This is a genomic window from Pedobacter hartonius (assembly GCF_900107535.1).
Taxonomy (GTDB): Bacteria; Bacteroidota; Bacteroidia; order Sphingobacteriales; family Sphingobacteriaceae; genus Pedobacter; species Pedobacter hartonius.
This window is the reverse complement of record NZ_FNRA01000009.1, coordinates 231451-244227: the sequence shown is the minus strand read 5'-3', so window position 1 is coordinate 244227 and position 12777 is coordinate 231451. Positions and strand designations below refer to the sequence as shown.

6 protein-coding genes and 1 pseudogene are annotated in these 12777 nt (G+C 43.6%); all 7 read left to right on the top strand.

The features are described 5' to 3' along the window. Positions 1-851: 851 nt before the first annotated feature. The 7 genes and pseudogenes from BLW16_RS16365 (at position 852) to BLW16_RS16335 (ending at position 12776) form a co-directional block, all read left to right on the top strand. Positions 852-2702 (top strand): hypothetical protein, encoded by a 1851-nt coding sequence (locus tag BLW16_RS16365; protein WP_175470615.1) that lies wholly within the window; start codon positions 852-854, stop codon positions 2700-2702. A 664-nt stretch (positions 2703-3366) separates the two neighbouring features. Next, a pseudogene (locus tag BLW16_RS16360) lies at positions 3367-3971 on the top strand (aldo/keto reductase). Between the two features lie 158 nt (positions 3972-4129). After that, the gene (locus tag BLW16_RS16355) at positions 4130-6529 is read left to right on the top strand and encodes a TonB-dependent receptor (RefSeq protein ID WP_090558582.1); all 2400 of its coding nucleotides are present in this window, start codon (positions 4130-4132) and stop codon (positions 6527-6529) included. 64 nt (positions 6530-6593) lie between these two features. Then, complete coding sequence (locus BLW16_RS16350; RefSeq protein ID WP_245735337.1) at positions 6594-6806, top strand: hypothetical protein; 213 nt, start codon at positions 6594-6596, stop codon at positions 6804-6806. 306 nt (positions 6807-7112) lie between these two features. Beyond that, positions 7113-7850 (top strand): SDR family NAD(P)-dependent oxidoreductase, encoded by a 738-nt coding sequence (locus BLW16_RS16345; RefSeq protein WP_090558580.1) that lies wholly within the window; start codon positions 7113-7115, stop codon positions 7848-7850. Positions 7851-8005: 155 nt separating this feature from the next. Continuing rightward, positions 8006-8320, top strand: a complete 315-nt coding sequence (locus tag BLW16_RS16340) for a DUF6660 family protein (protein WP_090558578.1) — start codon at positions 8006-8008, stop codon at positions 8318-8320. A gap of 73 nt (positions 8321-8393) precedes the next feature. Beyond that, positions 8394-12776: a CusA/CzcA family heavy metal efflux RND transporter gene (locus tag BLW16_RS16335; protein WP_090558576.1), complete on the top strand. Its 4383-nt coding sequence runs from the start codon at positions 8394-8396 to the stop codon at positions 12774-12776. The last annotated feature ends 1 nt before the right edge of the window (position 12777 follow it).

Genomic DNA, 12777 nt, shown 5'->3' with positions numbered 1-12777 from the left:
GATTGAAAGCCTTCGGCGACTTCTTCCTAGGTGGAGGCTGAAGAAGCCTCCACCTAGGAAGAAGTGATGTTGACACAGTTCACTTTACACTCCCACAAACGATAAACTTTCAAATATTAAGATTCATTCAATAATGGAAATCCGGATTTAAAACTTTTATTACTTAAGGTATTGGGAGTTTCAGCAAAAGTGGCCACTCAATCCGCAATTAAACTGACGGCTTATTCCGCTCCAAACTGACACCTCATTTCGGAGCAAAGAAGCCGTTTAACCGTTCACAGTAACCGTCTTGCATGAACTAATAAAATGTATAGCCCAAAGCTAGAGATTTAATGCCTCCTCCATAATTTTATGACTTGATTCAAATTTCCTTGAAATTCTATTTTTAGATATAATTGCGTATTTCAGTAAAAGTGACCCCTCTGTTTCGGTTCAAACTGACCCCCTGCCTTGGCTGCCGAGCGTGGTAGCGAATGCCCCACTAAGTCTTACCAAAGATAATTAATTCCAACCAGCCCCCATCCTGCACTGAGCAAAAGCAACTCAAATCTGGTCATTTCTTCCTTCACCCGCCTTTTTGTAATACCCCAGGACGTTCTGAAATGACCATCCCGTCACTCTATTTAAGACTACTTTAAATAAGCCGCTATAAACGACCCAACATTCAAAGTGGACTAACACCCTGTCGGCAGGACACATCAACGCCTAGAGGCTATTAATTAGCCTTAGAATTTAAAGAATAATAGATGATTTAGGAATAAAAAAAGTGCCCTGAAAGGCAAAATAGGTCAGTTTGCACCGAAATGAGGGGGTCAATTTGGAGCGGAATAGAACGTCAGTTTAATTGCGGAATGAAGGGGTCAGTTTTGCCGAAACTCCCACACAATACAGGTTTTAGCCGGGAGTATGGTATTCAACGGTTTATTGGCGTTCAGGACCATCAGGCTTGTGACTGCATCTCCTGTTTGTTTAGAAGTTTGGATATGCAGGCGGTAATTAGCAGGCTAAAAGGCTATGATCTTGAGCAGCGGAATTTGGAGTATGTTTTTGGTAAACATTTGCTGCGTAGCCAGCATGACAACCATTTATATTACGATCTTGAGGTGCTGGAACGGAAATTCAAAAGCCTGGATCGATGCGTTGCGGAATATATGCTGGTGAAGGTGAACCTGAAAAACCTGACTTCGCAAATCGATGATTCTTCTGAGCGGGGTAAGGCAGTTAAAATTAGGTTAGAGGCTATAGATTTAGATGCGGTCATTGCCTATGAGGTGGACCTCTTTGCTCCTGTGGAGTTGCGGAGGTATTTGATGCAGATAAAAGACGAGGTGCTGCTGGACCGGCTCAGGTATCAGGTGAAAGAAAGTATGACGCGGACAAAGGAAATCATGGAGGTTAACCTCCGGGGTGATGTGATCCATGCCGCTGACCAGCTAGAGACTTTAAGGTATCAGCGCTGGATTCTGTATGCGTATAACCATTCCAATTTCCTGATGATCGATCAGCTCAGTTCGGTCAGGGAAATCCACCGGGATATTTTTCAGGCATATCTATATAGGTTTTTAACGCCGGGTTTCGGACAGGAGGAATTTGACTTGCAGCTATTGACAGATGTGGTCCTGCACATCCATCCTAGAACATTATCGGAAATGCTGGAGGAGGTTCCTGTTTTGGCGGTTAGTGAAGCTACGCGAAAAGGGATTCTAGGGAAGGCTTCCAATTTACTACGCAGTCATTTTGTGACCGGTGGTTTTTCGGGACTTCGTCAGGAAGTGGATATGAAAGCGCAAATGCTTGACTCGAGCAGCTGCTTTTACCACTACGAGGTATTCAGTTTGCTGTTTATGGTGATCGCTAAGATGGGTTGCTGCACCGATGATGTCCGTGGTATTTCGCCTGATATCATTAATTTCTTGCTGGCTGATCCGAAGTATTTTGATCAGTACATGAAGACCCTTTCTGCGCTGATAGAACACTTTGGAGACGCTTTTTCGGTCAGCCAGTTTCTGCAGGTCCTGCAGGCGATCATCCCAAAGCTTGAAAGTCATCATCTGAAACACGATCGGATCGTTAAAGGGATTCTTAAGTCCTGGAGGAGGCATTTTCCTCAGGAGAAGATCAAAGAAGTGAAGCTGATCCACCAAGCGGTGGTCAACCACATGGGCGGTAGCAATCCTGAATATTTAAGATTGGGACATTTATGGCATATTACTGCTCCTGAGCTGCAGGATGTGATTGTTGCTGAGCTTGAGCGTTTCCTGGACCTGGATTTCAATGCGCACTTGTTTCAGTGCCTGGTGCATGAGGGTGTGCTGGCTGTTGACCATAAAGATTATTTTAGTTCGTATGTGAAGGAGCAAGTGGCGCATAACACGCCAGATGGGTTTTGGCATAGCGATGGGAAGCTGATAAGGAACCCTTCGATTGATAACATGGCGATCCTAGTTCATCGGTTTGATGTTCCCTTGTATCATCCCGCTTTGCTGGACATTGTGGGGCTTACGCCTTATCAGTCCTGGTTATTGAATCCGGACGGGTTTGAATATTCCGGCTTTGAGGTGTTGTGGTTAAAGGAGGCGTTCAGTGTTTACTTTTTCAAAAAGCTGAAGGGGAATGTTGTGGTGAAGGCTACGCTTGAGGCGTATTTGAAGGAAAGTTTTGATGAGCAACTCACAAAAATATATTTCAAGTACCTGGCTTAGCATTATTAGTCGGTTGTTCGGTTTGAATGTGTTTACCTTCGGTTGTATAAAAAACAAAGACTCTGAGTGTTGGTTCGGGGCTTTGATATATGTTATGCCTTTTTCTGTATAGCTTTGGTCAGACCTTTACATGAAGGCGATCTTCTGCGTCAGAAAGAATCAGGTTCTTTTTGCATATCCATCTGATTGACTGCAAATTGTCCTTCTCTTATATAGGCCGTTTTTATCAAACAGGCTAACGAGGGTCTAACTTATAGAACGGACCAAGGCATTGGATTGCTATGATTTTGTCAAGAAATATTTAAAATGTAGATTCTCGTTCTTTATGGATATCAGGTATACTTTAATAGAGAAAATGTTTTTATTTTGTTACTTTAAAAACTTAAATAATTTAAAATGAGTGTTTTGCGTATTTTGTATTGGGAAATAGGTGTTTATACTATTAATAATCAGAAGTTTGTATTGTTGTTTGTCGGAAATTAAAGCCTTTTAAGTTAGTTAAATAGCTGTTTTTGGCATGATTAAGGCCAACTGGCTGGAACAGTTTGCTGAAGGGTTCAAAACCGTGTATCTGCACGCCTTGCTTTATTGATCTATAACAATCACATTCACAATAGACAAAGGATGGACAGTTTTGAATACGGATTACATCGACTTATATTATATGCACCGGCTGGATAAGAATACACCGATAGAAGAAACCATTGAAGCAATTAGTGATCTGGTGAAAGAAGGCAAGGTGGGCTACATCGGTCTGTCAGAAGTATCATCAGAAACTATTAAAAGGGCTGATGCAGTCCATCCTGTTACGGCCGTGCAAAGCGAATACTCTTTATTTGAGCGTACCGTAGAAGATAGAGGAGTCTTGCAGACTTTGAATGAGCTGGGGATAGGGTACGCTCCGCTGGGCCGGGGTTTCTTATCCGGTCAGATCCGCAGTATCGGTGATTTGCCGGAAGATGATTTTCGCCGGGCAATCCCGCGCTTTCAGGAGGAATATTTCTATAAGAATATTGAGCTTGTCAAAGCGATCGGGGGACTGTCGGAAGAAAAAAATGTCACTCATCGCAGCTGGCCATAGCCTGGATCATGAGCAAGGGAGTACTTCCTATCCCGGGTACCAAGCGCAGAAGATACCCGGAACAGAACCTGCTGGCAGATGCTATCGCATTGAGCGAAGATGATATGGCCAGACTGGAAAGTATTGTACCGCTGGGTACGGATACAGGTAAGCCGTATGATGAGTTCAGCATGGGTCTGATTGACTAAAAGTTTCCCCCTTCAATCCTGCGACTATAGGGGGGTGGAATTGAGACAAGGGAAACTATGATGGATAATTTTTTATACCTGAATTAAATAGTTTGTAACACCTCTTTGGAATTGATCTAAATAATCTATATTCGTCCGATCATTATTCATTATCTCATATGCAACTTTATACCTTAGCCATTTGGACGGAACGGGCACCATCGTTTAACAAACTGATCCATATATTAACGGTCGCAGCTATCCTATTCCTGATCAATCCCGCGATATTATCAGCACAAAATTCAGGTACAGGAACCGCTGCTGTCACTGGTACGGTTACCGATGGGGCGGGCCAGCCGCTTCCCTATGCTACTGTTATCATTTCTGGTGGTGGAAACGGCCATACGGATGAAAAGGGCGTCTTTAGCTTTAAAGATCTGAATGCCGGTTTGCATCAAATCACTGTAAGTATGGTTGGCTATCGCACTCTGAAAAAGGATGTTATACTGGTCGCTGATCAGGTTACAAATCTGTTTTTGCAGATACGGGAAGAAAATGCACTTTCTGAGGTTGTCGTAACTGCAGGAAGAAAAGCTGAGAGTATCAGGGATGTTCCCTCCTCGGTTAGCATTCTTAATGCACGGCAGGTAAGCGAACAACTCAACGTGAACCCCTCTATAGCTTCTATTTTGGGTAATTTAATTCCCGGTTTAGGTACAGCCACAAATAAAGCGACCAATTCTGGTCAGACTCTCCGTGGACGTCAGGTACTGGTGCTGATCGATGGTATTCCCCAATCCACACCGCTAATGAATGGCAGCCGGGATATCCGGACGATCGATCCTGCAGTTATTGAAAGGGTCGAGGTCATCAAAGGAGCAACCTCTATCTACGGTAATGGCTCGGCTGGTGGTATTATCAATTTTATCACCAAAAAGCCGGAGGCCGGTAAAGTATTTTCAGGAACCTCAAGTGTGGGCCTAAGCGGGAATGTGGCCAACCCTTCCAATACTCTTGGTTACCGCGTATCACAATCTTTTGCGGGTACAATCAAACGATTTTCTTATGTGCTGAACGGCACATTTAATTATACAGGTGTACAGCGCGATGCTAAAGGAAATGTGAACGCCCAGCCGGATGGCCTGGGGGAAAGTTCCCTTTACAACACTTTTGTAAAATTGGGTTACCACATCAACAATAACAGTGATATCACTGCCTCATATAACCTTTTCCGGAGTACCCAAAACAGTGATTACATAAATGTAACAGGTAAATATGGGGTAAATCCTTCAGTTGGTCAAAAGGGCGATGATCCGGGGGAGCCTGCAGGAACTCCTTATAACCACAATGTACTTGTTACCTACAGTAATAAGGCGCTGCCGCTAAATACCAGTTTGGATCTTTTAGGTTATTATAACGGATTTATATCCATGAACCGGTATGTTGCACAGGGAACAGCCTGGTATGGACCGGGGCAAACCAAGATTCAGTCCTTTAAAAAGGGAGTCCGTCTTACGTTAAATACGCCATGGAAAATGGCTGCGCTGGGTGAAGGTGAAGTTACTTACGGACTTGATCTTCTAAATGACCGTACCAACCAGGTACTGACAGACGGACGGGTATATATACCGGATATGAATATGGTAAATCTGGCCCCTTATGCACAAATGAAGCTAGACCTGCTGAAGAATTTTATACTAAAGGCGGGTATTCGCTATGAGAATGCAAACGTAAAGGTCAAAGATTATAATACGATTGCAAAGGGACCCAACAACCAGGGCAGTATAGCAGTGACGGGCGGAAAAATCCCTTACCATGCAACTACTTTCAATGCGGGCTTGCGTTACAATAAATATGACCTGTTTAATCCTTTTGTGAGTTTCTCACAAGGCTTTGCTATTAATGAACTCGGCAGGATATTACGAAGTGCCACAAGTACCAATCTGGAAAACATCGCTACAGATCCGATCATCACAAATAATTATGAAGCGGGATTTAGCAGTACACTTGGAAAGCTTAATTTCACTGCATCTTATTATGTCAGCACCTCAAATCTGGGCGCTAACCTGGTTGATAACGGGAGCGGTGTGCTGGTAGCACAGAGGGAACCTGAAAATATTCATGGGTATGAACTCACAGCTGATTTTTTACTCAGTCAAGAATGGACCATTGGCGGGAGCTATTCCTATGTTGAAGGCAAATCCAAACAGAGCAATGGCACAAAAGTATACCTCAATGGTCTGCGTATTGCTCCGCCAAAAGCAACCGGATACTTAGGATTTCGTCCGTCAGGCTCGTTTGATATGAAACTGTTCTGGGTTTATACAGGCAGCAGGGATCGTTTTGACCTGAGGACAAACGGTCTGTTTGCCAACAGTGAAGGACCGGTTAAGTCTGTCAATCTTTTTAACCTGGCGGCAAGTTATAAATTCAGCAGTAAATTTTCAACAGGGCTGGGTATAGAGAATTTGTTCAATAAATCATACTATCCTGTCGTGAGCCAATACCGTGCTGTTGATGCGGAATATGTTCGGGGGATTGGTACAACAGCAAATCTGAATTTCTACTATAACTTTTAAGATCAGCGAAGCATTTTTAATATAATTTCTTATTCTTTAATCAATAATCTTATACTTTCGTAGTATGAACGCTATCAAATCTATTTCGGAATTTCGCCGCCTGCTGTCTCTGCCTGCTCCGCGGCATCCGCTGGTAAGCGTTATCAACCTGTCACAATCGATATTTCTCGATGATGAGGTGTGGAAAGGATTTGTAAACCGGTTTTATTGCGTTACCATGAAGAGAGAAGCCAGAGGCAAAATCAGGTATGGCCAGCAGCCTGTATTGCAGGCATAGGAAAAGGGGCCTTAATCTTAATGACATCATGTGTTACCAATGGTCTGATGTCATGAGACGCTATTTGACTGTTTGTAAAGGCTACAATAATGGCAAAGGCACAGAAAATGGCAATCAGGGATGAAATCTTGAATCTGGTCATAAGGGATATACTGGTTGTACGGGAAAGATAAGTTTTATTCTTGTATGAGCCATCCTTGTCTATGGTGGTAGTGAGCTGCTGAAGCACATGAATTCACCGATATAGGGGATTTGTCTGTTGTTGCTTTGAAAGTAACTTCATGGTAAATTAACTACCATAAAATCATGAATATTCAGAACAAAAAAGTATTGATCACCGGTGGGGGATCAGGAATTGGCTTTGGCATCGCCAAAGTATTTTCAGCAGCTGGTGCGCATGTAATTTTAGTTGGCCGCACTGAAGAAAGGCTGAAGAAGTCTGCAGCCTCGCTAAAGAGTGCAACCTACATCACTGCGGATGTAAGTAACACCAAAGATGTTAAAAGATTGGTTGAAACTGTCACCCACGATGGGGGAATCGATATACTGATCAATAGTGCGGGTAAATGTCATTTTCTTTCTGCAGTGCTGAGCGATGATGATCATAAGAAAGTAAGAGAAGAAATGGAGATGAATTTCTTTGCCGTGGTCAATGTTATCAACCAATTTTTACCAGGCCTTAAACAACTGGAATCTGCTGCCATCATCAATATGGAGTCAATGGTAGCTTTTGCACCCTCTATAATGGCTGCCACGTATGCCGCCTCTAAAGCGGCAATGCGTTGTTACTCACAAGCGTTGAGGATTCAATTGGAAAAAGAAGGTAGCAACATCAAAGTAATCGAGGTATTTCCTCCATTTGCAGATACAGAAATGAATGCCGGACGGGAATTCCCAAAAGTTGCCCCTGATATTATTGCTGAAGATATCATGGCCGCAGTATTAAAAGATGAATTAGTGATCAGGTTAGGGTTCGCAGAGACACTTTACCAGGAAATGCTAATCTCACCAGAGAATGCAGTTTCGTTCATAAATAGTTTTTAGATATACAACACCTATTTTGTAACCATTGTGGCCTTAAAGTGGTATGCAATGTTTTTTTTATTCAGGTTTTGTTGGATACAGGGGAGGGTTACAAAAAGGAAGTACATTGACGTTTAAATTTTATTTTTAGTTTTTATTTTATACTTTTGAAACAAATGAAATACTTTACAATTGTATTAGGTCTCTATTTTGCATTCCTGGCGCTTATGCCATGTCAGGATAAAGAAGACGTAGCTACCGGTGAAGTATTTACCTCCATTCAGAAAGACCAAATGGCTCATAACCAAAAGGAGCAGGAAAGTTGCCCCCCTTTTTGTTCTTGTTATTGTTGTTCTACAGTCAGGCATATCACTTCAAAAGTATCTGTAACGGTGTTTTCACAAACTGTCATGCGTCTGTATCCTGATGTTGCGGTAGTTCCTGTACAGGAACAAAGCATAAAAATCTGGCAGCCTCCCCAAATAGCATAAATTTTCTTCCTTTTTTAATTGTGCATTGCCCCTTATCAGGAAGGTTGTGCTTTATCTATTTTTTCAGAAATTTATGTTAGATGCCATTATACGGTATAGTATCCGTAATAAACTGGTGATCGGCTTTTTTACCCTTGCACTGATAGTTTGGGGAATATGGAGCACGACTCAAATCGCCGTGGATGCTTTACCAGATATTACCAATAATCAGGTGCAGGTAATTACCAAAGCGCCCACATTAGCTGCGCAGGAAGTTGAACAGTTCATTACTTATCCTGTAGAACGATCGCTGTCAAACCTGCCAAATATCACTGAAATGCGATCTATGTCAAGGTTCGGACTCAGCGTAATTACAATCGTATTCAAAGAGTCAGTTGATGTATACTTCGCAAGACAGCTGATCGCAGAGAAGCTGAATGAAGTTCAGGAAGAAATTCCCAAAGGTACGGGCAGACCGGAAATGACACCTGTAACTACAGGCCTGGGCGAAATTTATCAATATATTCTCCATCCTAAAAAGGGCTGTGAAAGAAAGTACACGGCTATGGATCTGCGAACTATGCAGGACTGGATCGTTATCCGCCAACTCTATGGTATTGCCGGCGTTGCCGAAGTGACTGCTTTTGGAGGGGTATCCAAACAATTTGAAGTTGCACTTGACCCTGACAAGCTGAAAGCGATGGAAGTGACCATTCCCGAAGTTTTTTCGGCCTTAGAGAAAAATAATCAGAATACCGGTGGTGCGTATATTGATAAAAAACCGAACGCCTATTTTATCAGGGGCGTTGGATTGATGTCGGGTATCCCGGATATTGAAAATACGATCATCAAAAGACAATCCAATGGTGTCCCTGTACTGATAAAGAACGTGGCTAAGATTCAACTGGGCTCGCCGGCACGATATGGCGCGATGACCTATAATGGCGAAAAGGAAGTAGTGGGGGGAATTGTACTGATGACTAAAGGAGCAAATAGTGCCGAGGTGGTAGCCCTTGTCAAAGAGCGGATGAAACTGGTACAGCAATCGCTTCCCGGCGATGTCGTTATAGAACCTTTTCTGGACCGTACCAATTTGATTAAAAGAGCTATCAGCACTGTAGAACGTAACTTAACCGAAGGTGCGCTGATTGTGATATTTGTGTTGGTGTTATTTCTTGGCAACTGGCGCGCTGGGTTGATCGTCGCTTCTGCAATTCCTTTATCCTTGCTTTTTGCGCTTTCCCTGATGAACCTGTTTGGTGTTTCTGCCAACCTCATGTCTTTGGGGGCTATTGATTTTGGCCTGATCGTGGATGGGGCGGTTATCATTGTAGAGGCTACCATGCACCATCTGGTACAACGTAAAACCGCAGGCCGCTTTACCCAGGAGGAAATGGATGATGAAGTTTTTCTGTCTGCTTCCCGGATCCGCAGCAGTGCTGCCTTTGGTGAAATTATCATTTTAGTAGTTTACATACCTATACTTACACTGACCGGTACTGAAGGAAAGATGTTCAGACCGATGGCGCAGACAGTCGCCTTTGCGATTTTGGGTGCATTGATACTGTCATTGACTTACATTCCAATGGTGTCGGCCCTGTTTCTTTCCAAAAACGCTGAACCAAAAAAGACATTTTCTGATCGTATGGTTGGTTTTTTCCAGCGCAAATATAAGCCTGTATTAAAAGCGGCCCTGCGTTTTAAATACCAGGTTGTTGCTGTGGCGGTCATTCTTCTGGTAATTAGTGCGTTTGTTTTCTCTCAAATGGGTGGTGAGTTTATTCCTCAGTTAGAAGAGGGCGACTATGCGATTGAATTTGTGCTGCCCCAGGGAACCTCTTTGTCGCAAACAACAGAAACCATCATGCAGGCAGAACGCATGTTACGTAAATATCCTGAAGTTAAAATGGTTGTAGGTAAAACAGGAAGCGCTGATGTGGCCACAGACCCTATGCCGCCTGAAGCATCTGACCTGATAGTGGTCCTTAAGGACAAATCGGAATGGCCTGACGACAAAGGCTTTTATGAACTTGCGGATGATATGCGCAAAACGCTTGCAGATATACCCGGCGTAATTGCTGAACCCAGCCAGCCCATTCAAATGCGTTTTAATGAGCTGATGACCGGCGTTAAACAGGATGTGGCAGTGAAAATTTTTGGAGAGAACCTGGATACACTCAATCTACTGGCCGCAAAAGTGGCGCAGGCCATTAAACCGGTGGATGGAGTGACCCAGCCTCAGGTAGAACGGGTGAGCGGTTTACCTCAGATTACAGTGAAGTATGACCGTGCCAGAATGGCTAACTATGGTTTAAATATAGAAGATGTCAACCAGGTGATCAGCACCGCCTTTGCAGGGAATATTACAGGTTCTATTTATGAAAATGAACGCAGGTTTGACCTGGTTGTCAGGCTCGATTCTGCACACCGAAACGATATAGAAAATGTAAGTGAATTGTTTATTCCTACACCGGATGGAAATCAGGTACCGCTATCACAGGTAGCCAATGTAGCTTATGAAACGGGGCCGGCGCAGATCAGCAGGGAGAATGCCAGAAGGCGTATTGTGGTAAGCTTTAATGTCAATGGCAGAGATGTAGAAAGTGTAGTGAAAGAGGTTCAGTTAAAACTTAATTCAAGGGTTCCTTTACCAACAGGGTACTACTATACGTACGGAGGAACATTTGAGAATTTACGTCAGGCCAGTCAAAGGTTGATGATTGCGGTTCCGGCAGCATTACTGTTAATTTTTATGCTGCTGTACATTACATTCAAATCCATCAAACAAGCCATCCTGATCTTTAGCGCCATACCTATGTCGGCCATTGGCGGAATATTTGCACTACTGCTCAGAGGGATGCCTTTCAGCATTTCGGCGGGTGTAGGGTTTATTGCCTTGTTCGGGGTAGCGGTTTTGAATGGAATTGTACTGATAGGAACGTTTAACCAGTTGGCCAAAGACGGGGTGGACGATATCCTCGAACGCGTTTACCAGGGTACAAAAGACAGGTTGCGACCCGTGTTAATGACTGCAACGGTCGCATCTCTTGGCTTTCTGCCGATGGCTGTTTCTACGAGCGCAGGAGCAGAGGTTCAAAAGCCGCTGGCCACTGTTGTAATTGGAGGTCTGCTGACAGCCACCTTGTTAACCTTAGTAGTGCTGCCGTTGCTGTATCTGATTTTCACAAAGGGCAAACCGGAACGAACAGCAAAACCATCGGGAATATCAAAGGAATCAGGAACAACAAAATCTTCAGTGAATGTAAAACCGGCACTGCTCATACTCTTAATGTGGGGCTTTGGTTTATCCTCTTTCGCCCAGACATACCCCGGTTCAAAACGGATCACGCTCATTGATGCCTGTGAAATGGGTACCCAGGGCAATTTGCAGTTACGATCCTCGGCGATTAAGATAGATCAGCAAAGAGAACTCGAAAAAACTTCTTTCTCACTTCCTAAAACAGGTGTTTTTGTGGAGAATGAAGATCTGAATCCCGAAGACCGGAAAGGTATATTGAAGATTGGTGTATCACAAAGTCTGGACTGGCCGGGCTTATACAGCGCCCGAAAGGGACTATTGGAAGAAAAAACGCGGGCTGCGGAATATTCCAGGCAGGCGCAGATTTTAGAGCTAAAGAAAAACATCACTGGCACTTATTACAGTTTGTGGTACCAACAGAGCAAACAACGTTTGTGGCAAAAGCTGGATAGCATTTATGGAACACTGTCCAAAGCTGCTGTGCTGAGGGTAAAGACGGGTGAAAATGCGGGTCTGGATAGTATTGCTGCACAGGCGAAGGCTAAAGAAACCAGTGTACAGCTGCGTTTGATCCTCAAAGATATCCGTAGCCAGCAGGAAACAATGAAACGTTTACTGAATACAGATCTGGCCCTGTTGCCTGACAGTTTACCACTGGAAAGAGTGGCATTGGATGCAACAAGGTTTGAAAATAATGTCCATCCCCTGTTAAAAATACAGCAGCAAAATGTGAGTATTGCCGGAGCCGAAGCGAAAGTAGTTGGACAAAGCCAGATGCCCTCCTTTGAAGGCCGCTTTTTTTCCCAGCGGTTGTATGGGATCAGTCCGCCTTTTTCCGGATTTTCTGTTTCTGTAGGCATCCCGCTGTTTGGGCGCGGACAGTACAGGCATAATTATAAAGCCGCACAGCTTGAACAAAGCTACCAGCAAACTGTACTTAAGGAACAGCAACTTGTATTCAGTACAGCCTATCATCAGGAACTTGAAAAGCTGGAAAAAAACGGCGATTTGTTAGATTACTACACCAGTACAGGTTTAAAACAGGCCGATGCCATTATTAAAGCTGCAAATCTGGCTTACCGTTCTGGCGAGATTGGCTTTGCCGGGCTATCGCAGTATCTGGCACAGGCTATTGATATTCAGCGCAACTATCTTGATGTATTGAATGAATTTAACCAGTCTGCCATTCAACTGAATTATTACACCAACACCAAATAAG

Excerpts from the sequence above, each read along its gene's own strand:
- BLW16_RS16355 (WP_090558582.1), top strand. The coding sequence starts at position 4,130 with ATGCAACTTTATACCTTAGCCATTTGGACGGAACGGGCACCATCGTTT.
- BLW16_RS16350 (WP_245735337.1), top strand. The coding sequence starts at position 6,594 with ATGAACGCTATCAAATCTATTTCGGAATTTCGCCGCCTGCTGTCTCTG.
- BLW16_RS16335 (WP_090558576.1), top strand. The coding sequence starts at position 8,394 with ATGTTAGATGCCATTATACGGTATAGTATCCGTAATAAACTGGTGATC.
- BLW16_RS16345 (WP_090558580.1), top strand. The coding sequence starts at position 7,113 with ATGAATATTCAGAACAAAAAAGTATTGATCACCGGTGGGGGATCAGGA.
- BLW16_RS16340 (WP_090558578.1), top strand. The coding sequence starts at position 8,006 with ATGAAATACTTTACAATTGTATTAGGTCTCTATTTTGCATTCCTGGCG.
- BLW16_RS16365 (WP_175470615.1), top strand. The coding sequence starts at position 852 with ATGAAGGGGTCAGTTTTGCCGAAACTCCCACACAATACAGGTTTTAGC.